Annotated in this window: 25 protein-coding genes; 11 read left to right on the forward strand and 14 right to left on the reverse strand. The window is 71.1% G+C overall.

Annotated features, from left to right (window positions below; all coding sequences use genetic code 11):
- The first annotated feature begins 42 nt into the window (after nucleotides 1–42).
- On the forward strand, nucleotides 43–1215 hold the full coding sequence (locus EBO15_RS06465; protein ID WP_122193374.1) for a DUF5925 domain-containing protein: 1173 nt from the start codon (nucleotides 43–45) through the stop codon (nucleotides 1213–1215).
- A 1179-nt stretch (nucleotides 1216–2394) separates the two neighbouring features.
- On the opposite strand, the gene EBO15_RS06470 is transcribed toward EBO15_RS06465, so the two are convergent.
- A complete protein-coding gene (locus tag EBO15_RS06470) occupies nucleotides 2395–3180 on the reverse strand; it encodes a DUF2470 domain-containing protein (RefSeq protein ID WP_122193375.1) in 786 nt (261 codons plus the stop codon).
- 68 nt (nucleotides 3181–3248) lie between these two features.
- Between EBO15_RS06470 and rpsD the strand changes: the two genes are divergently transcribed.
- From rpsD to EBO15_RS06485, 3 genes are all read left to right on the forward strand, one after another.
- Nucleotides 3249–3857, forward strand: coding sequence for a 30S ribosomal protein S4 (gene rpsD / locus EBO15_RS06475; RefSeq protein WP_122193376.1), 609 nt, complete (start codon nucleotides 3249–3251; stop codon nucleotides 3855–3857).
- 135 nt (nucleotides 3858–3992) lie between these two features.
- Nucleotides 3993–4880: a TauD/TfdA dioxygenase family protein gene (locus tag EBO15_RS06480; protein ID WP_122193377.1), complete on the forward strand. Its 888-nt coding sequence runs from the start codon at nucleotides 3993–3995 to the stop codon at nucleotides 4878–4880.
- Between the two features lie 243 nt (nucleotides 4881–5123).
- On the forward strand, nucleotides 5124–5558 hold the full coding sequence (locus tag EBO15_RS06485; protein ID WP_122193378.1) for a hypothetical protein: 435 nt from the start codon (nucleotides 5124–5126) through the stop codon (nucleotides 5556–5558).
- Nucleotides 5559–5664: 106 nt separating this feature from the next.
- On the opposite strand, the gene EBO15_RS06490 is transcribed toward EBO15_RS06485, so the two are convergent.
- From EBO15_RS06490 to EBO15_RS06530, 9 genes are read right to left on the reverse strand one after another with little or no spacing between them, the layout of a single operon-like run.
- Nucleotides 5665–6675, reverse strand: coding sequence for a hypothetical protein (locus tag EBO15_RS06490; RefSeq protein WP_122193379.1), 1011 nt, complete (start codon nucleotides 6673–6675; stop codon nucleotides 5665–5667).
- A gap of 28 nt (nucleotides 6676–6703) precedes the next feature.
- Nucleotides 6704–8017, reverse strand: a complete 1314-nt coding sequence (locus EBO15_RS06495; protein WP_122193380.1) for an MCE family protein — start codon at nucleotides 8015–8017, stop codon at nucleotides 6704–6706.
- Nucleotides 8014–9108 (reverse strand): MlaD family protein, encoded by a 1095-nt coding sequence (locus EBO15_RS06500; RefSeq protein ID WP_122193381.1) that lies wholly within the window; start codon nucleotides 9106–9108, stop codon nucleotides 8014–8016. Before EBO15_RS06500 ends, EBO15_RS06495 begins: the two co-directional genes overlap by 4 nt.
- Nucleotides 9108–10154 (reverse strand): MCE family protein, encoded by a 1047-nt coding sequence (locus EBO15_RS06505; RefSeq protein WP_122193382.1) that lies wholly within the window; start codon nucleotides 10152–10154, stop codon nucleotides 9108–9110. The genes EBO15_RS06500 and EBO15_RS06505 overlap by 1 nt, the downstream gene beginning before the upstream one ends.
- Nucleotides 10154–11218 carry an MCE family protein gene (locus EBO15_RS06510; protein ID WP_122193383.1) on the reverse strand — a complete coding sequence of 355 codons (1065 nt, stop codon included), beginning with the start codon at nucleotides 11216–11218 and terminating at the stop codon, nucleotides 10154–10156. The genes EBO15_RS06505 and EBO15_RS06510 overlap by 1 nt, the downstream gene beginning before the upstream one ends.
- 3 nt (nucleotides 11219–11221) lie before the next feature.
- Nucleotides 11222–12304, reverse strand: a complete 1083-nt coding sequence (locus EBO15_RS06515) for an MCE family protein (RefSeq protein ID WP_233616016.1) — start codon at nucleotides 12302–12304, stop codon at nucleotides 11222–11224.
- Nucleotides 12301–13392 carry an MCE family protein gene (locus tag EBO15_RS06520; protein WP_122193384.1) on the reverse strand — a complete coding sequence of 364 codons (1092 nt, stop codon included), beginning with the start codon at nucleotides 13390–13392 and terminating at the stop codon, nucleotides 12301–12303. Before EBO15_RS06520 ends, EBO15_RS06515 begins: the two co-directional genes overlap by 4 nt.
- Nucleotides 13389–14243, reverse strand: coding sequence for an ABC transporter permease (locus EBO15_RS06525; protein WP_122193385.1), 855 nt, complete (start codon nucleotides 14241–14243; stop codon nucleotides 13389–13391). Before EBO15_RS06525 ends, EBO15_RS06520 begins: the two co-directional genes overlap by 4 nt.
- Nucleotides 14244–15047, reverse strand: a complete 804-nt coding sequence (locus EBO15_RS06530) for an MlaE family ABC transporter permease (RefSeq protein ID WP_122193386.1) — start codon at nucleotides 15045–15047, stop codon at nucleotides 14244–14246.
- 263 nt (nucleotides 15048–15310) lie between these two features.
- On the opposite strand from EBO15_RS06530, the gene EBO15_RS06535 reads away from it, so the two are divergent.
- From EBO15_RS06535 to EBO15_RS06550, 4 genes are all read left to right on the forward strand, one after another.
- Complete coding sequence (locus EBO15_RS06535) at nucleotides 15311–15925, forward strand: MarR family winged helix-turn-helix transcriptional regulator (RefSeq protein ID WP_233616017.1); 615 nt, start codon at nucleotides 15311–15313, stop codon at nucleotides 15923–15925.
- A gap of 101 nt (nucleotides 15926–16026) precedes the next feature.
- A complete protein-coding gene (locus EBO15_RS06540; RefSeq protein WP_122193463.1) occupies nucleotides 16027–16848 on the forward strand; it encodes an aggregation-promoting factor C-terminal-like domain-containing protein in 822 nt (273 codons plus the stop codon).
- Nucleotides 16849–16860: 12 nt separating this feature from the next.
- Nucleotides 16861–17469 carry a TetR/AcrR family transcriptional regulator gene (locus tag EBO15_RS06545; protein WP_122193387.1) on the forward strand — a complete coding sequence of 203 codons (609 nt, stop codon included), beginning with the start codon at nucleotides 16861–16863 and terminating at the stop codon, nucleotides 17467–17469.
- Between the two features lie 202 nt (nucleotides 17470–17671).
- Nucleotides 17672–18322, forward strand: a complete 651-nt coding sequence (locus EBO15_RS06550; RefSeq protein ID WP_122193388.1) for a TetR/AcrR family transcriptional regulator — start codon at nucleotides 17672–17674, stop codon at nucleotides 18320–18322.
- Here the strand turns inward: EBO15_RS06550 and EBO15_RS06555 are convergent.
- On the reverse strand, nucleotides 18319–18705 hold the full coding sequence (locus EBO15_RS06555; protein WP_122193389.1) for a nitroreductase family deazaflavin-dependent oxidoreductase: 387 nt from the start codon (nucleotides 18703–18705) through the stop codon (nucleotides 18319–18321). The genes EBO15_RS06550 and EBO15_RS06555 overlap by 4 nt on opposite strands.
- Complete coding sequence (locus EBO15_RS06560; protein WP_122193390.1) at nucleotides 18702–19691, reverse strand: NAD(P)H-dependent flavin oxidoreductase; 990 nt, start codon at nucleotides 19689–19691, stop codon at nucleotides 18702–18704. Before EBO15_RS06560 ends, EBO15_RS06555 begins: the two co-directional genes overlap by 4 nt.
- 93 nt (nucleotides 19692–19784) lie before the next feature.
- Here EBO15_RS06560 and EBO15_RS06565 point away from each other — a divergent pair, with 93 nt between their 5' ends.
- Both EBO15_RS06565 and EBO15_RS06570 read left to right on the forward strand, forming a co-directional pair.
- On the forward strand, nucleotides 19785–20390 hold the full coding sequence (locus EBO15_RS06565; protein WP_122193391.1) for a hypothetical protein: 606 nt from the start codon (nucleotides 19785–19787) through the stop codon (nucleotides 20388–20390).
- Nucleotides 20391–20441: 51 nt separating this feature from the next.
- Nucleotides 20442–20975, forward strand: a complete 534-nt coding sequence (locus EBO15_RS06570; protein ID WP_122193392.1) for a S1 RNA-binding domain-containing protein — start codon at nucleotides 20442–20444, stop codon at nucleotides 20973–20975.
- 82 nt (nucleotides 20976–21057) lie between these two features.
- Here EBO15_RS06570 and EBO15_RS06575 read toward each other — a convergent pair whose 3' ends face one another.
- A complete protein-coding gene (locus EBO15_RS06575) occupies nucleotides 21058–22269 on the reverse strand; it encodes an MFS transporter (protein ID WP_122193393.1) in 1212 nt (403 codons plus the stop codon).
- 80 nt (nucleotides 22270–22349) lie between these two features.
- On the opposite strand from EBO15_RS06575, the gene EBO15_RS06580 reads away from it, so the two are divergent.
- Nucleotides 22350–23222: a LysR family transcriptional regulator gene (locus tag EBO15_RS06580; protein WP_122193394.1), complete on the forward strand. Its 873-nt coding sequence runs from the start codon at nucleotides 22350–22352 to the stop codon at nucleotides 23220–23222.
- On the opposite strand, the gene EBO15_RS06585 is transcribed toward EBO15_RS06580, so the two are convergent.
- Entirely contained in the window at nucleotides 23219–24370 is a 1152-nt protein-coding gene (locus EBO15_RS06585; protein WP_122193395.1) for a serine hydrolase domain-containing protein, read from the reverse strand. The two genes, EBO15_RS06580 and EBO15_RS06585, sit on opposite strands and share 4 nt — an antisense overlap.
- Nucleotides 24371–24469: the final 99 nt, after the last annotated feature.

A 24469-nucleotide genomic window follows, 5' to 3' on the forward strand; every position in this document is an offset into this window, starting at 1 on the left:
ACCACTGGACGCGGACGGCTCCGGCTACCGATCATCGAGGACATGACGGCATCACGAGAGGGGCACGGAGAGTTCCTGCATCTGGTCGAGGCTCCGGAGGTCGCCACGGCCTCCGGTGACGATCTCACGCTGCCCGTGGTGCTCAACCTCAACGACGGCAACTCGCCCGCGGACGTGATGGACGTGCTGTCCCTGCGTCCGTTCGCGTCCGGGGAGCAGCCCTGGTCGCGGTCGACGCGGCTGGACGACGTCCGCAAGGACGCGCCGCTGCTGCCGGAGGGGGCGCGGCTGCTGCGGGTGGCGCACGAGAAGGACAAGAAGTCCGTGCTCGCCGTGGGCGAGGGCTGGACGCTGCTGGTGAACCGCTATTCGCACGGCACCGCGTACGTCGCGGTGTCGGCGGTGGACGACGAGCTCGCCGCGTCCGTCCTGGACGAGACCGTCCGGGACGCGACGGAGCCGCCGAAGCCGGCCGAGACGCACGTGGAGATGGGGTTCTGGCACCACGGCAGGCACGGTCCGCAGCGCACCGAACGGTCGATCACGGCCGATCCGTGGATCGACGTCCGCCGCAACTACAACGCGGGCGTGGCGACGGCGCTCGACCGGGTCATGGCGCTCACGCCGGGCGAGGTGGACGGCCGGATCCTGCTGCTGCACGGTCCGCCGGGCACCGGCAAGACCACGGCGCTGCGGGCGCTCGCGCGCTCGTGGAAGGAGTGGTGCCGGTCGGACTGCGTCCTCGACCCGGAGGTGCTGTTCTCCTCACCCAGTTACCTGTTCCAGGCGACGATGGGCGAGGAGGACGACGAGGAGCGCGACTGGCGGCTGCTCATCCTGGAGGACTGCGACGAGCTGATCCGCGGTGAGGCCAAGCAGTCGGCCGGGCAGGGCCTGTCCCGGCTGCTGAACCTGACCGACGGGATGCTCGGGCAGGGCCGGGACGTGCTGGTCGCGATCACCACGAACGAGGACCTGGCGCAGCTGCACCCGGCGGTCGTCCGCCCGGGGCGCTGCCTGGCCCAGATCGAGGTCGGACGGCTCGGACGCGCGGAGTCGGTCGCCTGGCTCGGCGACGAGGCCGACGACGCGGCCCGCAGGTCGATCGGCCCGGACGGGGCGACGCTGGCGGAGCTGGCGGCTCTCCGCAAGGGAGAGCCGCGCCCCGCCGACGGCCCGGATGCCCCCGGCACCGCGACCGGCTTCTACCTCTGACGGCCCGGCGAGGGGAGCCGGACCGGGGACCGCCGTCGTGCGCGAGGACGTCCCGCGGGAACGCCCTGGGGGCGTTCTCCGGGATGTGCCTCGCTCGGGGTCCCGCCGGGACGGCCCCTCACGGGGCGTCCCTGGGAGGGCCCGCGCCTGACGTCGTCCCGTGGGAACGGCCCTGGCGGGGCGTTCTCCGGGAGGACCGTCGCGCGGGCGTCCCTGGGAGCGCCCGTGCCGGGCGTCTCCCGAGGTGAAGGCTTCGGCAGGACCGTCCTCGGAACGTGGGGTCGTACCGCAGGACCGTCGCGCCGCGCGGCTCCGGGACTCCCCACCCGTCGCCGCGCCCCCTGGAGCACCCCGCCGCGGCGGGACGGGCGCAGGCCCGTCCGTGCCGCCTCGGAGCGCCCCGCGTCCCCGGCCCCCCGGCCGGGCACGCAGGTCTGTCCCCCACACGCCGTCCGGCGCGCAGGAACGCGCCCCGCACGCCTTGCGGTGTGCGGGTGCGTCTGTGCGGCTTCCGGTGCGTGGGGGTGTCGTGTGTCGTTCGGTGTGGGGAGCGCGTGTCGCGGGACGGCGCACCCGGTCCCCCGAGACCGGGTGCGTCCGCCTCGTCGCCGCGGCTCCGGATCCCCCGACCCGGAGCACGGGCTCCCCGTCCGCCCCGGTCCCCCGACCTGGGCGTGTCGTGCGGGGCGTCCCGGCCCCCATCGGGACGCCTCCCCCGCGGACGTTCCGGCCCCCGCCGGTCCGTCCTTCCGCCTGACGCCCCGCTTCCCCCGAAGAGGTGCGTCGTTCTTTTGGACGCCCCGATCCCCCGATCGGTTCGTCCGGGTTTCCACCGCACCGAGAGCCCCCGGTCCCGGTGCGGCGACCCCGTCCCCATGCGGCCGCCGAACCCCACTTGTCGACGGCCGCACGTCTGGTCCGTGCTCGCCGTCCAGTCGTGCTGCCCGACCGGAGCGCCCGCCCCCTCGGAAGGAGAGGGACCGCCCACCGGAACTCCCACCCCGCGAAGGAGCTCCGGCGGCCGGGGCCCGTTGCCCGTTGGGGCGGGGCGCTCTCGGCCGGTGAGAGAACTATCCCGCGCACCGACCCGTACCTACATCCGGGATTCCACGGCCATCGGACCCGTATCCCTACGCGGCGGGACCACGTACCGAGCGCGGATCCCCGGCACGTACGTGGTCACGAACCCCTGACGCGCCCGGACGCGCCGGAGCCGAACAGCCGCCGGTACGCGCCGCGCAGGCCGTGGACGTCCCCGACCTCGCCGCCGAAGCCCACGCGGAGGTCGCCGCCGTCCGCGCGCAGCCACAGGCCGTGCCGGTCGAGCGCCACCGGGCGGACCCGTCCGGGTTCGGCGCCGGGGACGAGCCGGGCCAGTTCGGCGCGGTGCGCGGCGTCCAGGTGCCCGAGCAGGGACGCCTCGACCGCGACGAACGGGTCGGGGCGGGCGTCCCGGTACTCCTCGGGGCCGAGGTCGGCGGTGCCCCAGGCGTCGGCGATCTCGATCTCGGCGAGGTCCATGGTCAGGATCGTCCAGTCGGACGTGGCGGACTCGGCTGAGTCGACGGGGTCGGCGGGGTCGGCGGCGGGGTCGGGCTCGGCGGCGAGGTCGAGCAGTTCGGGGCGGGGGTGGAGGCGGGCGAGGAGGTCGGCGGCGGCGCGGCGTTCGCCCGCGGGGAGTTCGGAGACCCAGCCGTGGAGCCAGGCGCGGCCGCGCACCCGGTCGGCGAGCGGGACGGGCGCGACGTCGCTGATCCGGAGGGTGGCGGGGAGATCGTCGGCGCCCGTGAGAGCCACCACAGTGGGTGAGTTGCGGGGCATAAGGAGCAGCGGGGCGCCGTTCTCGTCGGTGGTGTGCGCGGGCACCGGGTCGTAGGGGACGCCGGGGGCGACGAGCACCGCGCCGGCGATGCCGTAGGCCGCCGTCCGCGCCCGTTCGGCCGCCGTGGGCCTCGGCTGGTGCATCCCTGCCTCCTTGACTATGTAGGTTAGCCTTACCTAAGTAAGCATGTCCCACGTCGGGAGGTCAATCCATGAACAACACCGGGCCGAAGGTCCGTCTGTCCCGCGCTCTCGGCCTGCCGCTCACGCCGAAGGCCGTGAGGTACTTCGAGGCGCGCCCCTATCCGCCCGGCGTCCACGGACGGGCCCGGAAGAACGAGTCCGACTACAAGATCCGCCTGCGCGAGAAGCAGCGGCTGCGCGCGCAGTACAACATCCGCGAGGCCCAGCTCCGCAACGCCTTCGCCAAGGCGTCCAAGGTCAAGGGGGCCAAGACCGGCGAGGCCCTGATCGTCGACCTGGAGCGCCGGCTGGACGCGGTGGTCCTGCGCTCCGGCTTCGCCCGGACGATCTACCAGGCCCGGCAGTTCGTGGTGCACCGGCACGTCCTGGTCAACGGGAACCGGGTGGACCGGCCGTCCTTCCAGGTGCGGCCCGGCGACGTGGTCCAGATCGCCGAGCGCAGCCGCTCGATGGAGCCGTTCCAGGTCGCGGCGGCGGGCGCGCACGCCGAGCACGTCCCTCCCTACCTCGAGGTCGTGCACGACGCGCTGACCGCGCGGCTGTCGCGGCTGCCCGAGCGCGCCGAGATCCCCGTCGTCTGCGACGAGCAGCTCGTCGTGGAGCACTACTCCCGCTGATCCCCCAGGTCCGTCCCGGTCTCCTCTGGACAGGCGTCCGCCTCCATCGGTTAAAGTCAACCTAGCGATTGCTTGGCTTCGCGAGCGCCGCCGCCCCCGGCCGCCGTCCGCACCCCCCGATGGAGGCACCAGGACATGATCGAGTTCCAGCCCATGACCGCGAACATCGGCGCCGAGGTCAGCGGCGTCGACATCGGCAAGCCCCTGGACGAGGAGCAGGTCCAGACCCTGCGGGACGGCCTGCTGAGGCACATGGTGCTGTTCTTCCGCGAGCAGCACATCTCCGACGACGAGCACGTCGCGTTCGCCAAGCGGTTCGGCACCGCGAACATGCCGCCGATGGACACCTCGGGCAGCGCCGTCCACGTCCTGGACCAGACCGACCCCAAGGGCGAGGGCGGCGACCAGTGGCACAGCGACAACACCTTCATGAAGGTCCCGCCGATGGGGTCGCTGCTGCGCGCCGTGATGCTCCCCGAGGTCGGCGGCGACACGCTCTGGGCCAACATGTACATGGCCTACGACTCGCTCGCGCCCTGGCTCCAGCGGCTCTGCGACGACCTGTACGCCGAGCACGACCTGACCATGTCGGTCACCAAGGCCATCGACAAGGGCCACCGCATGGACCTGCGCGCCATGCAGGAGAAGAACCCGCCGTCCGTCCACCCGGTCGTCCGCGTCCACCCCGAGACCGGGCGCAAGGCCCTGTACGTGAACCGGTCGTCGGTGACGCGGCTCATCGGGCTGTCGCGGCGCGAGAACGAGGCGCTGTTGCCGCTGCTGTTCGACGCCGTCCGCGACCCGCAGTTCCAGGTCCGGCTGAAGTGGCGCGTCGGCACGCTGGCGTTCTGGGACAACCGTCCCACCCAGCACTACGCGGTCGCGGACTACACCCAGCGCCGCAAGATGCACCGCGTGACGGTCAACTGCCCCGAGGGGATCGACGACGGCGTCCCGAAGGGGCCGGACGGCGTCACCGGCGCGGACGCCCCCGCCGAGAAGGCCGCCGCCCGCTACCTCTGACCGTTCCGTCTCTGACCGTTCCGTCTCTGAGCGTTCCGACTCAGACCGTTCCGTCTCTCTGGCCGCCCGCCCCGCCCGCCGTCCGCCCGCCCTGCCTCCACCCCTCAGGGCGGACGGCCGGCGGCCTCCGCGTCCTGACCTTCCGTCCTGACTCGCACAGGTTCCGGACGGACGAGTTGATCAACGCGCGTGGGGCTCCCTAGGCTCGTGCTCCCGTAGTCCCCCAACCTCTCGGGAGCTCCCATGCGCGCCTGGGGTCAACCCGCCGTCCTCGCTCTGGCCGCCGCCGCCACGGTCGGCCTCGCCTCCCCCGCCCCCGCCCCCGCGTCCGCCGGGTCCGGGTCCGGTGCCGTGAAGACCAGCCGGTTCAGCGTCCCGTACGGACGGTCGTCGATGAAGGGCACCGTGACCTGGTACGCCGACCGCGCGGTGTTCACGACCACCGAGGTCGCGGCGGACGGCTGCCACGTGTTCGCGTACGTCGCGGGCGGTCGGTCGAAGGAGCGGACCACCCGGAACATCTACTGCGACACGACCAGGAGGCGGACCGTCACGCTCAAGGTGACCTCGCCGAACGTCGCACTGGTCTCGCTGTACAGCTTCGACCTGAGCGGGATCAGTTCGTCCTGCTATCCGGTGCGCGGGGTCTGTGACCGGCCCGTTCTCGTCACGCCGTAGGCGGGGAGCGGGCGGGCCCGGTTCCGTCCGGGCCCGCGTCCGTGTCCGCGTCCGTGTCCGTTGGTCGGCTTCGCCGACGCGTCAGGTCGTCGGCGTCGCCGACGGGTTAGTTGGTCGGCTTCGCCGAGGGGGTCGAGGACGGCTTGCCGCCGTTGCCGGTCTGGCCGTTCTGACCGCCCGGGCTGACCGGGATCTGGCTCGAACCGGAGCAGTCGTTGCTCTGCTGGTTCACCCCGGACGCGAACTGCTGCGTCACCTTCCACGAGCCGCCGCTCTTCGCGAGCGACAGCCGGATCAGGCTCGCCGGGGCGGACGTCGTGCCCTGGCTGCTCTGGACGGTGATGTCGGTCGCGACCGCCGCGGTCGCGAACCTGCCGTCCACGTCGCCGACGAACACCCTGCTCGTCCGGGACGTCAGTGCCAGGTTCGGGTTGGACTTGAAGTTCTCGCCCAGGTTCGGCAGCGTGCAGCGCTTGTAGAGGTCGAGCAGGTCGCCCGCGAGCAGCTTCTGGACCTTGGCCATCTGGCCCTGGTAGTTGGACGCGTTGTAGGTGAACACCGCGTCCCCGTAGGCGGCGGCGACCTTCTCCACGTCGGCCCGCTCCTGCTTCTGGCCCGACAGGTTCGACGCGGTCGTCCACTGCCAGACACCGAGGCTCGCCATCAGCGCGATGGTCACGACGGTCGCGACCGCGGACCTGCGGTTCATCCTGAAGCCGCCCCAGGCGGACTCCAGGACGGGGCCGCCGCCGTCCGGGGGCGCCTGCGCGGCCGCCTTCGCCTCGGGCTCGGCGGCCTTCTCCTCCTCGGGCTCGTCCTCGACGAGGAGGGGCTTCGGCCTGGGGTGCGGCTTGGGCTTCTCCGCCTTCGGCTGCGGCTTCGCCTCGGACTGCTCGTCGAGGAGTTCGCCGGACTCGATGGCCTCGAGCACCTCGTCGAGGTCGTCGTCGTCCTCGATGACCTCGATGACCCGGACGCGCCGCTTCCGCTTGGCCGGGGCCGTCCTGAGCTTCGCCTCCCCGGCCTCATGGTCGTCCTTGGCGACCACCTCCGCCTCTGACGACGCGGCCTCGTCGGCGGCCTCGTCGTTGCCGGGGTTCGTGGTCTTCGCAGTCACTTGGAGCACTCCTCGCGGGACTATGGACTCACTTCCTGCGGCGGCGGCGCGGCCGGGGCAGGCGGGACAGGCGTGACATCACGGGCACCGACCCCATCAGCACCCTGATCAACACCATCAGGGCGACCACCGGGGGGACGTACATTAGCCAAGCCGGAGGCCCGGATGAAGGGCTTCCGCTGCTGCCCGAGGCGTTCTTCGCGTCGATGTTCGCGGGGCGGTCGAGCGCCGGGTCGTGCGCCGGGAGCGTCTCCCCGGTGTTCTTGCCCTGGTAGGGCTTCTGCGGGACGGCTCCGGGCACCCGGCCGCCCGGGCATGTCGGCGGGGTCGTCACCTGGGGCTGCGGCTGCGGGTACTTGTACTCGAGCGCCGCCTGGGTCTTGAGCGTGAACATGAACGCCACGTTCAGCACCGTCTGGCCCTGGTTCTCGCCGATGATGCCGTTCAGCACCTTCCCCAGCGCGGGCGCCTGCTGGAAGATCTGCCCGAGGTGGGTGAGGATCGCCGGGTCGTACCGCTTGAGGTGCAGCGTCCCGAGGTTGTCGACCATGCAGTTCAGGTCGTCGCCGCTCTTGTCGAGCAGCGTGTTGACCGAGTCGAGCAGGCCGGGCCCGCGGTCGCGGAGCTCGGCGAGCTCGCCGCGCACCTGGCTGAGCGCGCCGGTCAGCGACGCGAGGTTGTCGACGCCCTCGCCGAGCGCGTCCCGGTTCTGGTTCAGGACGGTCGAGATGCGGGCGAGGTCCTTGACCAGGCCGTCCAGCATCCGCGTGTTCTGCGCGAACGTCCCGGCGAGCTGGTCGCCGCCCTGGATGATCTGGCGCAGGGAGTCCTGCCGTCCGGACCAGCCGGCCGCCAGCTCGTGCGTGATGATCTTGGCGTCCTCGGGTTTGATCGCGTCGAGCGTCTGGAGGACGGCCGCGAACAGGTCGCTGTACTTCGGCGGGACGGACGTCTTCTCCTTCGGGATGACCGTGCCCGGACGCATCGGCGGCGCGTGCCCCATGCCGGGCGCGGGCGTCAGCTCGACCACCGGTTCGCCGACCGCCGACTTGCGCGCCGCCGCGGCCGTCGCGCCCTGCGGGATCTTCACGCCCCGGTCCATGCCGAGCCGCACCACCACCCGGTCCTTGACGAGCTTGACCTGCTGGATGTGCCCGACGCGCACCCCCAGGTAGTCGACCTCGAAGTTCGGGTGCAGTCCGGGCGACGACTCGAACTCCACGGTCAGGTGGTAGGGCCGTTCGATCGCGTCGAACCGGACGACGTTGGTGAACGCCCACACCGTCATGACCACCGCGAGGGCGCCGAACACCCCGAGGTTGATCGCGATTCGCCTGTTCATCGAGGCGGCTCCAGGAGGGAGTCGAGGGAGGGGAAGGCGTCGCGGACCTTGGGCGGGAGCGCGCTGGTGCCCTTGGTGCTCTTGGCGCCCTTCTTGCCCGAGCCGCCGGAACCGCCGGAACCGCCGAGGCCGGGGAAGACCGGGGTCCCGTCGGGCCAGATGACACGGAGGACCGGGTACATCATCAGGTTGCCGTCGTAGCTGGCCAGGGGCAGTTTCTGCTCGAAGGAGACGAGGCCGTTCACCAGGTTGGTGAGGCGGGTGCGCTCGCTTCCGAGCTCGGCGATGATCGGGTCGACGTCGTTCAGCAGGCGGCGGAAGGTGGCGACGCGTCCGGAGAGGACCTTGTCGTTGAGTTCGGCGGCCGCGTAGCTCAGCCGGTCGATCGTCTTGAGGATCTTGTCCTTGTCCTTGTTCAGCAGGTCGGTGGTCTTGGCGATCTCGCCGGGGGCGCGGTTCAGGGCGTCCTTGCCCGCGGCGAGCGAGTGGCCGAGGCGGGCGAAGTCGTCGATCGACGCGCCGAGTTCGGCGCGCTGGTCGGCGAACAGCTTCACCAGGTCGGACGTCTGCTTCACGGTCTTGTTGAGCTTGTGCCCCTGGCCGTCCAGGGCGGTGGCGCCCGCGTTGACGATGGTCTTGATGTCGTTGCCCGCCAGGGACTTCAGCAGCGGGCCGGTCTGGCCGATGACCTGCTCGAACGCGGGCTGGACGGTGGCGTCCCCGATGCGGGCGCCGTTGGCGAGGTAGGGGCCGCGGTCCATGCTTCCGCCGGGCGGGAGGATCATGTCGACGTAGTTCTCGCCGAGCAACGAGGTCACCTTGATCTCGGCCCGGGTGCCCTGCGGCAGGCGGTACCGGTCCATGATCGCCATGGTGACCTTGGCCTTGTAGCCGTCCCGCCTGACCGACAGGACGGTGCCGATCTTGACGTCCGACATCTGGACGCTGTGCCCGGCGACCAGGCCCTGCGCGTCGTCGAAGTCCGCGGTCAGGTGGACCTTGCCCTTGGGCGCGCCGAACGTCTGGAACGAGCAGCCGGTGAGGGCCAGCGTGAGGGTGAGGAGCAGGGCCGCGAGCGTCCGTCCGCGCATCAGTGGCCTCCGGTGAGGTCGCCCGAGCCCGGCCACGGGCAGTTGGAGTTCGGCTTGGGGAGCGGGCAGCCGACGTCGTCGTCCCGGAGGATCGACTTGAGCCACGTCCGCAGGAACGCGTCGGTCGCGACGCGGATCTGCAGCGACTTGTTCTTCGGGTTGTAGCCGTTGATGAGCGCGCCGCTCAGCGTCGGGAGCGCCTTGACGAGCTGGGCGAGGCGCGCCGCGTTGCCCTTGAGGATGAGCGCGACGCGGGTGAGGACGGCGAGGTCCTCCGGCAGCTGCCCCTTGTACTTGTCGAGCAGTTTCTGGCCGTTGCGGGAGAGGTCGACGAGGCCGTGGACGAGGTCCTGGATCTCGCCGCGCTCCCCGGAGAGGACGCGGCTGGCGGCGCTGAAGTCCTGGATCATCTCGCCGAGGACCTGCTCGCGTCCCCGGACGACCCCGGCGAGGCGGTGCAGGTTGCTCGCGACGGCGATGAGGTTCTTGTCCTGGCCCGCGACGTTCTGGACGAGCCGGGCGCTCTGCTCGAGCGTCGCGTTGAACGTCGTGCCGTTGCCGTTGAAGGAGTTCGCGGTCCGGTCGAGCGCGGGCTGCACCTTGGTCGGGTCGAGCGCCTTGGCGAGGTTGGTGAAGGAGCTCAGCGCGTCGTCCACCTCGACGGGGACGGTCGTCCGCTCGATCGGGATGGTGTCGGAGGTCTCCTTGGGGTCGCCGGGCTTCCACGCGGGGTGCAGGACGAGGTTCCGCTCGCCGACGAGGTTCAGCGGGACGATCGCCGCCTGGACGCCCTTGGGGAGCGGGACGTCCCGGGAGATGTGGAAGCGGACCCGGATGCGGTCGCCGTCGGTCTGGACGGAGTCGACCGACCCGACGTCCGCGCCCATGACCATGACCTTCGACTCCTTGTAGAAGGAGCGGGCCTTCGGCAGGTAGACGGTCATCTCGCGGTTCCCGCCGCCCCCGCCCGGGGACAGCGAGCAGCCGCCGAGGACGGTCGCCAGCACGACGCAGACGCCGGCCAGGACGCCTTTCCTGCGGGTCATCAGTTGCCTCCCCCTCGCGCGCCGGTCTGGTCGGCGGTCTTCCCACCGGGCGGGTCGATGGGCGTGGAGATCGGGCCGTTCGGCTGGAGCGGGCCGAGCCCGGACAGGACGCCCTCGATCCACTGGCCGTTGCCGCGCACGTTGGACACGCCCTCGAAGGTCGGCCCGAGCAGCGACAGGTCGGTGTTGAGGACGTCCATGTTCGGCGCGAGCCGGGTCGTCAGCAGGTGCAGGTTGTCGAGGAGGGTGTCGAGCTGACGCTGGTTGCGCGAGATCGTGTTCGACAGCGTCCGGACGGTCCGGCTGCCCTGCCCGATCGTGGACGCGAGCTGGTCGCGGCGTTCGACCAGGACGCGCAGCAGGATCCGGCTGTTGTCGATGATCTCCTTGAGCTGCCCCTCCTTGGCGGCGAGCGTCCCGGTGATGGTCTTGGAGCCCTCGACGAGCTTCTCGACCTCGGGGTAGGAGTCGTTGAGCGCGCGCGCCAGCGACTGGAGGTTGCGGAGCATCTCGTTCAGCTTCGCCGCGTTCGGGGACCTGATCTTCGACATCTCGGTGAGCAGGAGGCTGATGGACTTCTCGTCCAGCTTCCCGATGATGTTGTTCGCGCCCTGGAGGGCGTCCGGGACGGTGAAGGGGACCTGGGTGCGGTCGACCGGGATCCGCCGCCGCGCCTCGGGGAGGCTCGCCATGTAGGGGTGGGCGACCGGGCCGCTGAGCCGCAGGTAGCGTCCGCCGAGGAGCGTGGTCGTCTCGATCGCGGCGTGGGTGTCGGGTCCGAGGTCGATCCCCTTGTCGACCTGCCACGACACGATGACGGTGCCGGTCCTGAAGCTCGGGTGGACGCCGGTGACGCGGCCGACCTTGACGCCCGCGACCTTGACGTCCTGGCCCTTCTTGATGCCCGCGGTGTCGGTGAAGGCGCCGCTCATCGCGTAGCCCTGGTCGAACAGGTGGAGCTGGCCGACGGCGAACGCGAACACGCAGCCCGCGCCGATCACGCCGAGGGTCGCGACGGCGACGAGCTTCTGGTTGACGTCGCGCAGCGAGGGGAACAGCGGCATCGGTCACCGCCCCCCGTTGAGGATCGACTTGAGTTTGGCGAGGTCCTGCTGGGACGGCCCGTCGTTCCCCGGTTCGTTCGGCAGTCTCATCGGGAACGGGCAGGGGCCCTCGACGAGGTTCAGGCACATGACGTCCGTGCGGAGGAAGTGGCCGCCGTTGGTGGTGGCGAACAGCTGCCGGAGCGGCAGCGGGAGCGTCTGCACCATCTTCTCCAGCTGGTCCACGTTGATCCGGAACGTGTCGCTGAACTTGCCGAGGTTGTCGATGATCCGGGCGAGCTGCGCGTCGTTGCCGCCGAGGACGGCGTTGAGGTTGGTCGTCACGCCGGACACCTGGACGACGGCGTTCTCCAGCACCTGCTTGTTGTCGGCGAACACCTTCGCGAGGTCGCGCAGGTTGTCGACGCTCTGCGCGATCTGCTTGTCCCGGACGCCGACGGCATCGGTGACGGCCGAGTAGTCCTTGATGAGCTGCTGGATGGTCTGCTTGCGCGAGCCGAACGTCTGGAGCAGGCCGTCCAGGTTGGTGATCAGCGTGTTGATCGCGGTCTCGTTGCCGTCCAGGGCCTGGGAGAGCGCGAACAGGATCCGGTTCAGCTGGTTCGGGTCGAGGTTGTTGACCAGCGGCTGGATCGCGTTGACGACCTCGCCGAGGTCGACGACCGACCGGGTGTGCGGGACGCGGGCGCCGCCGCGCAGCATCGTCCAGCTCTGCCCGGGTTCGAGGTAGACGACGCGCTGGCCGAGGACGTTGCGCCAGCGGATCGCGGCGGTCGAGTCGTCGGGGAGCTTGAGGTCCTTGTCGACGGCCATCCCGACGACGGCCCGGCCCTGCTTGACCTTGATGCTCTTCACCTGGCCGACCGGGGTGCCCGCGACCTTCACCTGGTCGCCGGTGAGCAGGCCGGTGACGTCGTCGAACTCGGCGGTGAGCTTGTAGCGGGCGTTGAAGCTCGTGCCGAGGATCTGCTGGCCGATGAAGAACGTCAGCATCCCGGTGACGACGACGAACACCAGGAACTTCGCCGTGGTCGCGTAGTCCGGGCCGCGGGCGGCCTTCCCGCGCAGGCGGATGCGGGGGCTCACCGGCGCGTCACCCGCTTCAGGCCGTCGTTCTTCTGGTCCACGTTGGCCTTCTGGTCGAACACCGTGGTCGTGGGCGTGACGGCGCAGATGTCGATGAACACCTTGCAGGGGTCGACCGGGAGCGGGCCGACCACGTTGGCGATCATCGTGCCCTTCGGGCCCGGGACCTTGATGACCTTCACGAGCAGGGTGAAGAAGCCGTTCAGGTCGTCCAGCAGCACCGGGATGTTCTTCTGCTGGCCGTGGACGACGTGGGCGGCGTCGCCCGCGCCGTCGACGAGGTTGCCGATGTTGCCGCCGTGGTCGCGGAGCGAGTCCCCGACGCGTCCGGTCAGCTCGCTCGCGCCGTCGAGGATCTGGTCGATCTTGTCGGGGCGGTCGTAGACGACGGGCGCGATCCGGTTGACGTCGCCGACGATCTGGTTGATCGTCCCGCCGCGTGAGGCGAGCGTGGGGGCGAGCCCGGCGACGTTGTCCATGATGGTCTTGAGCTGGGCCTTGTCCTGGTCGGTGGCGTCGATGACCTTCGCGCCGTTGGAGAGTGCACGGCGGAGGGCGGGGCCCTGGCCGTCCAGCCCGGCGGAGAAGGTGTGCAGGATCGTGGCCAGCTCGTCCGGGTTGATGGCCTTGGTGAGGTTGTAGGCGGGCCACGCGGTGTCGGACAGCTCGACCGGGTCCTTGCCCTGCCCGAGGTCGGCGTTGTTCCTCAGGTACGGGCCGGTCGTCTCGTTCCTGCCGAGGTCGAGGACGAGGTCCTTCGGGCCGAACACCGACACCGGCTCGATCCGCGCGCTCGTCCCCTGCGCCAGCCGCACGCCCTTGTCGACGCGCATCCGGACGGTCACCCGGCCGTCCCGGTCGAGCTTCACCTTCTGGACGGTCCCGACCGTGATCCCGCGGATCTTCACGTCCGACTTGCCCGGGTCCAGGCCCTGGCCCGCGCGGTGGAACTCGGCGGTGAAGTACGTCGAACCGCCGCTTCCCGGCATCGCGCTCAGCGCCAGCGCGGCGACGGAGACCGCGAGCGCCCCCACGCCCACGGCGCCGAACAGCGTCCGGGTCCTCCCGGAGAGGGTCTCGTCGCTCATCCGGTCAACCTCACCGTGCCGCCGTGACCCCAGAAGATGTAGCTGAGCAGGAGGTTCATCAGGATCATGAGGATCGTGGACTCCCGGATCGCGCGCCCGGCCGCGACACCCACGCCCACCGGCCCGCCCGCCGCGTAGTAGCCGCGGTAGCAGTGGACGAACATCACGATGAACGCGAAGATCGCCACCTTGATCACGCTGTAGAGGACGTCGATCGGCGGCAGGTAGAGGTGGAAGTAGTAGTCGTAGATGCCGGGCGACAGGCCGTAGACGGAGACGGAGATGAACCTGGTGGCCCAGAAGGCCATGAACAGTGAGACCAGGTAGAGCGGCACCAGGGCGATGACACCGGCCGCCACGCGCGTGCACACGAGGTAGACCAGCGAGTTGATGCCCATGACCTCCAGGGCGTCGATCTCCTCGGAGATCCGCATCGCGCCGATCTCGGCGGTGAAGCTCGTCCCGACCTGGGCGACCAGCGCGACGCCCGCGATGATCGGGGTCACCTCGCGGACGTTGGAGTAGGACGCGACCAGGCCGGTGAACGCCTCCGCGCCGATGCGTTCCAGCCCGGGATAGCCCTGCTGGCCCACGATCGCGCCGGTGGCCAGCGACATCGTCGCGATCACGAAGATCATGCCGCCGCCGATGACGAGCGCGCCGACGCCGACGGTGATGTCGCTGACCTGCTTGGCCAGCGTCCGGCCGTACTTGCGTTTGAGGATGATGTCGAACAGCAGCCCGTACAGGACGCGGCCGAGGAAGACCGGAAGGTTGAAGGAGGCGGACAGGTTCGCCGTCCGGCCGCGCACCGCGCGGCCGATCCGCCGGACCGGGGAGATGGCGACCATTCAGAACCTCGGGGGGAACAGGACCTGGTAGATCGTGGTCAGGACGTAGTTCGAGGCGAACACGACGATCGAGGTGACCACGACCGCCCGGTTCACCGCCCGTCCCACGCCGACCGGGCCGTAGTCGCAGTTCATGCCCATGTAGCAGGCGACCGCGGCGGCGATGAACCCGAACACCCACGCCTTGAAGAGGGTGATCACCAGGTCCGGGAACTGGAGGAGCGTCGTCGCGCCGTCGAAGAACGCGCCGGGGCTGACGCCCTGCTGGATGACGTTGAAGTAGTAGCCGCCCAGGGTTCCGGCGACGATCACCACCGAGGCGAGCAGGACCGACACGGTGCTGGCCGCCCACAGCCTGGGGGTGACCAGGCGGTGGATCGGGTTGATGCCCATGACCTCCATGGCCGCGAGTTCGTCGCGGATGTTGCGGGCGCCCATGTCGGAGGTGATGGCCGAGCCGCCGACCCCGGACACCAGCAGCGCGGCGGCGAGCGGCGCGACCTGCTGGACCATCGCGGCGATCAGCAGCGCCCCGGTCGCGGACGCCGCGCCGAGCTGCCGGGCGATGTCCCCGACCTGGAGCGAGATCGTCGCGCCGAGCGGGATCGCGATGAGCATGACGGGGATCGAGGTGACCCGGGCGAGGAACCAGCACTGCTCGATGAACTCGCCCCACCACTGGCGCACGTCCCAGGTGCGGCGGAGCCCTTCGAGGAACGTGACGCACAGCAGGCCCGTCTCGTCCAGTGCGCGGGCGGCGCGCCGCCGGGCGAGATCCGGCACGCCGGTGAGGCTCAGGGCCATCTCGCCCCCGGGGGGCCGGGGCGACGGAGCATTCGTGCCTCCTGGGGTGTTCGGGCGGCGGGGGCCGTCCGATGGAGCACAGGGTGGTCCGGTCGGGCACACGCGGGTCGAGCACACTCAGGGTCGAGCACGGGTACAGCACACAGGTGGCAGCAGCATCACACGGACACACCGGCACCGCCTGTGATCTGGAGCACTCTATGAGAAAAAGGTCTAAGAAGCGAGTACTTACTTCCCGTCGGGTCCGGGGCTAGGATCTGCTGGTGCACCAAGATCTCGACGGCCCCGCGGCCCCGGCGGCCGCGCCGCTCCCGGGCCGTCCGGCCTCGCCGGACGAGGGCCGTCCGGTCCCGTCCGGCGCTCGTCCGGCGACGCCCGACGCCCCTCCGGCCGACCCGCTGGAGACAGGGATCCATGACCGCTGGGACGGCCAGGGCCTGCCCGGCCAGCCGTGGCCGTTCATGGCCATCTGCTCCGTCGGACGCCTCTACCAGCTGATCAAGAAGGCGCTGGACGAGGAGCTGGAGCCGCGCGGGCTGAGCCGCACCGGGTTCTTCCTGTTGACGACGCTGGCGCTGACGTCCGGCGGACGGGCCCGGCTCAGCACCCTCGGCCGGTTCCTGATGCTGCACCCGACCTCGGTGAAGCTGACCGTCGACCAGCTCGAGGCGGACGGCCTGGTGTCCCGCAACCGCCACCCCCGCGACCGGCGCGCCACCCTCGTCGTCATCACGCCGTCCGGACGCGACCTGGCGGGCCGGGTGAACGTCGCGCTCGAGTCGCCGGACGGCCCGCTCGGCCGCCTCGCCGGGCTCCACCGGCCGCTGTTCGAGTCGCTCCAGCCCGCGCGCCTGGCGTTCGGCGACCTGGAGATCTGAGCGCGGCCGGCCTCTTCTCCGCGGGTGTGAGCAGGGCGACACAGGCGCCGTACCAGGGGATTGACGGACGACCCGCTCCGACCTTGCGGCAAGGTATGGGCATGGCACCGACCCGAACGAGTCCCCCGTCGTCCTCGTCACGCCCCCCGCGGCGTGGCAAGCGGCGCTCGTCCGGACGCTCCTCGAAGCGCTCCCAAGAACGCTCGGACGAGTATCCGGCGGAATATCCGGAGTTCTCCGGCGACGACCCCTGGGAGCGTCCGCCCGGCAAGGTGCGCAAGGCCTGGCGGATCCTCACCCACAACGTCACCATCACCCTCGTCGGCATCGCCGCGATGCTCGGCGCGATGGTCTGGGTCATCCCGAAATGGATGGGGCCCGGCGAGCCGCCGAAGGCCGCCGCCGGCGGCGCGTTCTCGACGAACGACATGCTCGCCCGGCTGTCGTCGTCCAGCATGGACCCGGTCGCGGCCGGGGTCATCGCGCAGGCGAAGAAGAACGCCTACGAGGAGCAGCAGCGGCGGCTGAAGGCACTCAAGGAGAAGGCCAAGCGGGACGCCAAGGCGCGCGCGCAGCTCAAGTTCCAGCAGGAGCGCGAACGGCTCGCCAAGTCCAACCCCAGCGCCAAGCAGAACAAGGCGTGGGGCAAGAGGATGAGCGCCATGAAGGGCTGGGGCAACTGCTGGGACTCCCTGGAGACCCTGTGGGACCACGAGTCCAGCTGGGACCAGCACGCCACCAACCCGTCCAGTGGCGCGTACGGGATCCCGCAGGCGCTCCCCGCCGACAAGCTCGCCGACGCGGGCCCCGACTGGAAGAACAGCTCCCCCACGCAGATCGCCTGGGGTCTTGCCTACATCAAGGCTCGGTATCACGACCCCTGTGGCGCCTGGTCCTGGTGGTCGGCGCACCACTGGTACTGAGACGATCGGACGATGCAGAACGGTGGGGCGCCGGCGTCCCGGCAGTGGGCGCGCGCGGACGCCACCCGGCGCGCGCTGCTGGACGCCGCGCAGGAGGTGTTCGCCGACCGCGGCTACGCGGACGCGGGCATCGCCGAGATCGTCGAACGGTCCGGGATCAGCGTCGGAAGCCTGTACCACCACTACGGGGGCAAGTCCGGGCTGTACCTGGCGCTGTGGGAGGAGCTCTCCGGCGAGCAGGAGCGCCGGGCCGCCGAGGCCGTCGCGGAGGCGCGCTCGTCCGGGGAGGACGACCCGATCGCGCAGTTCGTCGCGGGGGCGCGCGCCTACCTGGAGACGTGCTGGGAGCGCCGGTCGGCCGCGCGGCTGTTCCACGCCGGTGAGGGGCCGTCCGGGTTCTCGCTGATGCGGCGGGGCCGGGCGCAGCGCTGGATCGAGCGCAACACGCGGCTGCTGCTGCGCCGCGAGGACGGCGGCGACCGCGCGACGGCCGTGCTCAGCATGGTGCTGACGACCGTGATCGGCGAGGCCGGGCGGGAGATCGCGCTGGCGGACTCGGCGTCCGGCGCGTCCGAGATCATCGACGAGGTCCTCCGCATCCTGCTCCGCCTCGCCGACTGATCCTTCCCGGCTTTCACGGCGTCTACCTGCGACGACGCGGGCGGCGGGCGCGGGGGCGGCCCGATCGGCCGCAAAGCCCCTGGGGACAGGGCCTGCGGAAGATCGGGGATCGGGTGTCGCGGACGTGGCGGGGCGGTTACGCTGACCGTCGCGTCACCGTGATCTGACACCCCCAGTGATCATTTCGGAGAGCCGACGGCCGATGCCGACTTCCACATGGTTCCGCCTGAACGTCGCCAAACGCGAGCGGGTGCTCGAGGCGGCGATGCGCGAGTTCGGCGAGCACGGCTACTCGACCGGCAGCCTGAACACCATCGCGCGCGAGGCGGGCATCGCCAAGGGCTCGCTGTTCCAGTACTTCCGCGACAAGCTGGAGTTCTTCGCGTTCGTGTGCGACGAGGCGTCCCGGCGGATCCGCGAGGAGATGGAACGGCGCATCGCCCGCCTCGACTTCGAGCAGCCCTTCGACGGCTGGCTGTTCGACGCGTTGTGCGAGTGGTCGGAGTTCTACGCGGACCATCCACTGGAGCGCGGGGTGACGGCGGCGACGAACTTCGAGCTCGACAACGGCGTCCGGTCGGTGATCCGCGAGACCGCGAACCAGCACTACCTCCAGGTCATCGACCCGGCGCTGAAGCTGTGGAGGGAACGCGGCGACATCCATCCGGACGCCGACGTCGAGGTCCTGGCGTCCTTCCTGCTGATGACGCTGCCGTTCCTGGCGCTGGCGCCGTACTACGACGGCATCGACCCGGTGCTGAACCTGCGCGGGCGGTCGCCCGCGGAGCAGCGCCCGATGATCCGGCAGATCGTGGCGGGGATCCGGCCGATGTTCGGGCCCGCTCCGTCCTAGTCCCGCCGGATGTCGGCGACGAGGACGTCCATGCGGCGGACGAGGCGGCGCGCCATGCCCGGCAGCTCGTCGGGCGGGGTGTCGGCGTCGACGACGCGCGGGTCTTCCAGGCGCCGGAGGCGTCCGAGCCGTTCGACCCCGGCACGGCCCTCGGCGAGGACGTTGCGGACCCAGTCGCTGTCGGCCCCGTACGGCAGGCCGACGACCAGCTGGTCGCCGTGGCGGAAGGCGACCACGGGCGTCCGGTACTCGCGTCCGGACTTCCGTCCTCGGTGCACGATCACCGCGTAGGGCGGCAGATACGGGGCCCAGAGGCCCTGGAGCGGGTTGGTGACGATCCGGTTGAACCTGGCCAGCGAACGAGGCAGCAAGGCGTCCTTCATCCCACCATTCTGCCTCGCGGGCCCCGCGCGGCTCGGACGAGGGCGGTTTCGGTCTCGGCGGCGAGCGTCCTGACGAGCTCCTCGGCGGACGGGACGTCGCGGATGAGGTCGACGCCCTCCCCCGCCCAGACGGGCATCGCGGGGATGGCGCCTTGGTCGAGATCACGCTGGTAGTCGCGCTGGGCCCGCCGGTCACGGGCGATGTCGCCCTCTTCGCGTCCGCGATGTCTGTCGAGGTGGGGATGCGCGAGCGTGCGGGCCGTGTAGCGCGCGGGCCAGGGCGAGCGGCGCAGCCTGTCGAGCATGCCGCTGCGCCTGGTGTCCTCGGCCTTCGCGTCGACGATGGCGTTTCGGACGTCCGGATCGACGAGGGCCTCGCGGGTCGCCTGGAAGCGGGTCCCGATGAGGGCTCCGTCCGCGCCGAGGGCGAGCGCGGCGGCCACTCCGCGTCCGTCGGCGATCCCGCCTGCCGCCAGCACCGGCACCTGAGCCCCTTGGACGAGATCGACCACGGCGGGGACGAACGGTAGGGTGCCTCGCCCGTGCCTGGCTCCGTGGCCGCCCGCGTCCGTGCCCTGCGCGACGATGACGTCCGCGCCCACGTCGAGGGCCCGGCGCGCCTCGTCCATGCCGGTGACCTGGACGATCAGCGTCTTGCCCGCGTCGTGCACGACGTCCGCGAACGGCCCCGGATCCCCGAACGAGAACATCACCGCGTCCGGGTCGTACTCCAGCGCCCGCTCCACACCCTGGACGTCGACCCGCCAGGTCAGAAACCCCACGCCCCACGGCAGCCCCTGCCCGGCGACGATCGGGGCCTCCCGTGCGAGCCACTCGGCGTCGCCGTCCCCGGACCCCAGCATGCCGAGCCCGCCACCGCGCGAGACGGCCGCGGCCAGCGCGCCCCCGGCCGACCCGCCCATGGGGGCAAGCACGATCGGATGCCGCACCCCGAGAAGCTCCGTGAACACCGTCGCCAACGTCATGGAGGCATCGTGACCGAAGGGTGTGGGTGGGGGGTGTTGAGTGGAGGTGTGAATCGTGGGTTTCGTGGGTCGCTCGTCCATCAGGCACGAGCCGTGGAGGTGCTGGGCGGATTCCTGCGGCATGACCTGCCGCCGCTTCGCTGGCAGGTCGAGGCGGACGGGAGCCTGCTCGGGGAGAGCGAGGACTGCAAGCACGAGCGGCAGCTGCGGGCGTTCCTCGAACCCTGGGCCGAGTTCCTGGAGGCTCCGCTGGTGGTGGAGCGGTCCTTCGCGCACGTTCGCGCCAAGGTCGAGGTCAGGTGGGACGGGATCGAGATCGAGTGCGGGAAGTGGGCGCCCCGGCGGTGGCTCGGGGTCGGCGGCCGTCCCGTGGAAGAAGCGCCACCGCTGACGGGCGAGGGGGCCGCGGCGATCCGTCGCCGCCAGCTTCAGGCCGTGCGAACCCTCGGGACGTTCCTCGCCGAGGATCTCCCCGCCTTGGACTGGTGGCTCCCCTACCACGGCTCCCGCCGGGTCTTGCAGGGAGAACCGGACACGGGGACTGAGGCGGCCGTCCGCGAGACCTTCGACCGCTGGGGCCGCTTCCTCGGCGCGGACGTGGTGGAAGAGCGCGACTCCGGAAGCGCGTTCTTCACGATCAACGTCAAGGGCGGCGCGTTCGACGTCCGCGTGTGGGAGCACCTGGTGCTGGACGCCTGACCCCTTCTTCGGCTCCTACCGGCTGCGGGATCCACGGGGTTGGATGTCGGCATGCGGAATGGGAGCGCTCGGGGGGACGAAGCCTGGTTGTGGCGGTTTCTGGGTGGGCTGCGTCCGGGGCAGGTGGTTTCGGGGGTGGTGGCGTCGATCGAGTCGTTCGGCGTGTTCGTGGCGTTGGACGATGGGCCGCCGCATCCCGTGTACCCCGGGGTCGGGTTCATCACGATTCCCGAGTTGTCGTGGCGGCGGTTCGACGACGCGACCGAGGTGGTCTCGGTGGGCGAGCGCATCAGGTGCGCCTTCCTCGGGGTCGACACCTACAACGGTGAGGCGCGGTTGTCGCTGCGGGCTCTGTCACCCGATCCGTTCGAGGAGTTCGCGCGGCGGGTTCAAGTGGGGCAGGGCGTCAGGGGGACGGTCACCCTGCGCGTGCCGTTCGGGGTGTTCGTGAGGGTGGCGGACGGGATCGAGGGCCTGGTCCACGAGAGTGAGATGGCGGACGTTCCCGAGGCGGGGGAAGAGGTCGGTGTGGTCGTGACCGGGATCGATGCGGTGGGGCGTCGGGTCGGGCTGCGGTGGGCCTAAAGGTTCGCGGCGCTGCGGGCCGGGTGGGCCGGGCGCAGCGCCGCTGGATGGGACATCGGCTGGTCGGGGGTCGCATCCGGGGTTACCGGGTGGTGAGGCGTTCGAGGAGCCAGGCCGCGAGGAGGGCGGTGGAGAGGGCCGCGCCGAGGATCGCGACGGAGGACCAGCCGCCGTGGATCCAGGCGAGGGAGGCGAGGGCGGAGCCGGCGGCGCCGCCGGCGAAGTTGCCGGTCATGAAGGCCGAGTTGATGCGGTTGCGGGCCTCGGGGCGCAGGGCGTAGACGACGTTCTGGTTGCTGATGAGGAGGGCCTGCTGGGCCATGTCCAGGGCGATGATGCCGACGATCAGCCAGGCGAGGTTGTGGCCGCCGAGGGCGAGGGGCAGCCAGGAGACGAGGTAGACGACGGCGCCGACGCCGGTGACGAGCTGGACGCGGCCGCGGTCGGCGAGGCGTCCGGCGACGTTGGCGACGACGGAGCCGAGGGCTCCGAACAGGCCCATGAGGCCGATGGCGCCTTCGCTCCAGCCGTAGGCGTCGCTGGAGAGCAGGAAGGTCAGGGACGTCCAGAGGGCGGAGAAGGCGGCGAAGGAGAGCGCTCCGACCGCCATCCGCCAGCGGAGGACGGGCAGCTCGCGCATGAGGGTGGCGATGGAGCCGAGGAGCCTCGGGTAGGTCATGCCGGCCGGGGTGTGCAGGGTCGGCAGGTTGCGGCGGAGCAGGACGGCCATGAGGAGCATCAGTCCGGCCTGGACCCAGTAGACGGTGCGCCAGCCGCCGATCTCGGCGAGGGCGCCGGAGACGGTACGGGCGAGCAGGACGCCGAGGAGCAGGCCCATCATCACGGTGCCGACGACGCGTCCGCGCTCGGCGGGGGCGGCGAGGGAAGCGGCGAAGGGCACGACGACCTGGGCGGCGACCGAGGTCAGCGCGGTCAGGGCGGTGCCGATCAGGAGCACCGTGCCGTTGGGGGCGACGGCGGAGATGAGCAGGAACGCGGTGGTGAGGAGGTAGAGGGTGACGGCGAGGCGGCGGCGTTCGAAGAGGTCGCCGAGCGGGACGAGGAGGAACAGGCCGATGCCGTAGCCGACCTGCGCGGCGGTGACGATCAGCCCGGCCATGCCGGTGCTGAGGCCGAGGGAGCCGCCGATGAGGTGGAGGAGGGGCTGGGGGAGGTAGTTCGACGCGACCGTCAGTCCGGTCGCGACGGCCATGAGGAGGAGGAGCCCGCGGCTGAGGCCGCCGCCTTCGGCCGCCGCCTGCTGGGGGGCGGGCCGGTGAGTCGTGATCGCCATGCCAAGAGGATGCCTCCGAAAAGATCAATGAGTCCAACGCATTCTTTTCATCAGATCGATCGCGATTGTAGATTGATCGAATGGATCTTCAGCAGATGCGTTACGTCGTCGCGGTGGCCGAGGAGGGCGGGTTCACGCGGGCGGCGGAGCGGTGCCGGGTCGTCCAGTCGGCGTTGTCGCACCAGATCGCGCGGCTGGAGCGGGAGCTCGGGGCGCGGTTGTTCGAGCGGACGAGCCGGCGGGTGCGGCTGACGCCCGCCGGGGAGGCGTTCCTGCCCGCGGCGCGGCAGGCGCTGGACGCGGCGGAGCGGGCGCGCGCGGAGGTGGCGGCGGCGTCCGGGGAGATCCGGGGGCGGCTGGCGATCGGCGCGATCACGACGGTGGCGGCGGTGGACCTGCCGTCCCTGCTGAAGCGGTACCGGAAGATGTATCCGCAGGTGCGGATCACGTTGCGGGCGGGGATCAGCGAGGAGCTGATCGAGCAGGTCAAGGACGGTGCGCTCGACATCGGGTTCCTGGGGATGCTGCCCGGGAGCGTCCCGAAGGGCGTGAGCGACCTGGAGCTGGAGCACGGCAACCTGGTCGCGGTCGTCGCGCCCGACCACCGGCTCGCGGACGTGCCGGAGACCGACCTGGCGTCCCTGGCGGACGAGACGTTCGTGGACTTCGCGGCGGGGACGATCGGCCGGTCCCAGTCGGACCAGGCGTTCGCGGCGGCGGACGTCCAGCGGGACGTGGCGTTCGAGGTGACGTCCCCCGACTTCATCGCGGACATCATCCGGCAGGGGCTGGCGGTCGGGATGCTCCCGGCGAACTACGCGCAGCGGCTGTGGGGTGTGCGGACGGTGTGCGTCCGGGACGCGCCGGGCCGGGTGGAGCGCCTGATCTGGTCGCGTCACCGGCCCAGCCCGCCCGCGGCGGCGTTCCTGGAGTTCCTGGGCGTCGAGCTTTAGCGGGTGGTGCAGAGGACGTTCTCGATGAGGGCGGAGACGGCGTCCTCCTGCTGGACGGTGTGGTCGAGGCTGTCCTCGAGCATCGTGGACATGGAGATGACGACGCTGCGGCGGCCGTCGGACGTGACGGCGTTCCGGGTCTTGTAGCCGAGGATGTCGCCGGGGTGGAAGGAGTAGCTTCCGCCGCAGGTCAGCGGGCGGGAGAAGAGGCCGAGGCCGTCGGTCGCGCCCGGCCAGACGACGGCCTGCGGGCCCTGGACCGGGACGCCGCGGCGCAGCTCCCTCTGCTGGGCGGGGCGCAGGAGGCGGCCCGCGTCGAGGGCGCGGAAGAAGCGGTCGAGGTCGGCGGTGGTGCTGATGAGGCCGCCCGCGGCCCCGGCCCACGCGCTGTCGCGGTTCTCGGTGACGTCGGTGAGGCCGCCGGTCTCGAACAGCTGGTAGCCGCGGGCGTGCGGGCCGGTGATGCGCGGCGACTCGCCCGGGAAGGTGGTGTGGTCCATGCCGAGGGGACGCAGGATGCGGTTCCGCACCTCGGTGTCCCAGGGGTTGCCGGTGAGCTTCTTGATGACCATCCCGAGGAGGAGGTAGCCGGTGTTGCAGTAGTGCCAGCCCTTGCCGGGCTCGAAGTCCGGCTTGTGGTTCATGGAGCGCGCGACGAGTTCCTCGGCCGTGTGGGTGTCGAGGCGGTGCAGGGCGTAGGACTCGGGTGAGTCGATCGACGGCATGTCGTCGTGCAGGCCGCTGGTGTGCTGGAGCAGGTTCCGGATGGTGATCTTCCGTCCGTCGTTGCCGTTGCCCTGGACGACGCCGGGCAGGACGTGCTCGACGGTGTCGTCCACGGAGAGGCGCCCCTCGCCGACGAGTTGCAGGACGGTCGTGGCGGTGAGCGTCTTGGTGACGCTCGCGACGCGGAAGCGTCCGTTGGACGGGACGGGCCGCTTCGTCCGGACGTCGGCGACGCCGCTGGTCACGACGCGGGAGCGGCCGTCCGGCCCGGTGACGCGGACCTGGACGCCGGTGACGCCGAGGTCGCGGAGGGCGTCCGCGTCCCGCTGCAACGTGGAGGGAGCGGCGGCCGAGGCCGGGACGGCGGTGGCGACGGACGTCAGGGCCACGGCGGCGAAGGCGAGGAATGCGGGTTTGCGCACGGTGAATCTCCTGGTGAGAGCGTTCTTGATCAACACCTTCGACGCTAGGACCCGGTGCTCGACGCGGCGACCGGGCGCGGCCCCGTGTCGGTGGTGGTG

Source organism: Actinomadura harenae (genome assembly GCF_003696215.1).
Classification (GTDB): domain Bacteria; phylum Actinomycetota; class Actinomycetes; order Streptosporangiales; family Streptosporangiaceae; genus Spirillospora; species Spirillospora harenae.

Coding starts and splice junctions, on each gene's coding strand:
- EBO15_RS06540 (WP_122193463.1), top strand. CDS start 16,027: ATGGCACCGACCCGAACGAGTCCCCCGTCGTCCTCGTCACGCCCCCCG.
- EBO15_RS06495 (WP_122193380.1), bottom strand. CDS start 8,017: ATGAACAGGCGAATCGCGATCAACCTCGGGGTGTTCGGCGCCCTCGCG.
- EBO15_RS06545 (WP_122193387.1), top strand. CDS start 16,861: ATGCAGAACGGTGGGGCGCCGGCGTCCCGGCAGTGGGCGCGCGCGGAC.
- EBO15_RS06510 (WP_122193383.1), bottom strand. CDS start 11,218: ATGCCGCTGTTCCCCTCGCTGCGCGACGTCAACCAGAAGCTCGTCGCC.
- EBO15_RS06525 (WP_122193385.1), bottom strand. CDS start 14,243: ATGGTCGCCATCTCCCCGGTCCGGCGGATCGGCCGCGCGGTGCGCGGC.
- EBO15_RS06550 (WP_122193388.1), top strand. CDS start 17,672: ATGCCGACTTCCACATGGTTCCGCCTGAACGTCGCCAAACGCGAGCGG.
- EBO15_RS06485 (WP_122193378.1), top strand. CDS start 5,124: ATGCGCGCCTGGGGTCAACCCGCCGTCCTCGCTCTGGCCGCCGCCGCC.
- EBO15_RS06560 (WP_122193390.1), bottom strand. CDS start 19,691: ATGACGTTGGCGACGGTGTTCACGGAGCTTCTCGGGGTGCGGCATCCG.
- EBO15_RS06520 (WP_122193384.1), bottom strand. CDS start 13,392: ATGAGCGACGAGACCCTCTCCGGGAGGACCCGGACGCTGTTCGGCGCC.
- EBO15_RS06470 (WP_122193375.1), bottom strand. CDS start 3,180: ATGCACCAGCCGAGGCCCACGGCGGCCGAACGGGCGCGGACGGCGGCC.
- EBO15_RS06505 (WP_122193382.1), bottom strand. CDS start 10,154: ATGACCCGCAGGAAAGGCGTCCTGGCCGGCGTCTGCGTCGTGCTGGCG.
- rpsD (WP_122193376.1), top strand. CDS start 3,249: ATGAACAACACCGGGCCGAAGGTCCGTCTGTCCCGCGCTCTCGGCCTG.
- EBO15_RS06555 (WP_122193389.1), bottom strand. CDS start 18,705: ATGAAGGACGCCTTGCTGCCTCGTTCGCTGGCCAGGTTCAACCGGATC.
- EBO15_RS06575 (WP_122193393.1), bottom strand. CDS start 22,269: ATGGCGATCACGACTCACCGGCCCGCCCCCCAGCAGGCGGCGGCCGAA.
- EBO15_RS06480 (WP_122193377.1), top strand. CDS start 3,993: ATGATCGAGTTCCAGCCCATGACCGCGAACATCGGCGCCGAGGTCAGC.
- EBO15_RS06580 (WP_122193394.1), top strand. CDS start 22,350: ATGGATCTTCAGCAGATGCGTTACGTCGTCGCGGTGGCCGAGGAGGGC.
- EBO15_RS06465 (WP_122193374.1), top strand. CDS start 43: ATGACGGCATCACGAGAGGGGCACGGAGAGTTCCTGCATCTGGTCGAG.
- EBO15_RS06530 (WP_122193386.1), bottom strand. CDS start 15,047: ATGGCCCTGAGCCTCACCGGCGTGCCGGATCTCGCCCGGCGGCGCGCC.
- EBO15_RS06500 (WP_122193381.1), bottom strand. CDS start 9,108: ATGCGCGGACGGACGCTCGCGGCCCTGCTCCTCACCCTCACGCTGGCC.
- EBO15_RS06570 (WP_122193392.1), top strand. CDS start 20,442: ATGCGGAATGGGAGCGCTCGGGGGGACGAAGCCTGGTTGTGGCGGTTT.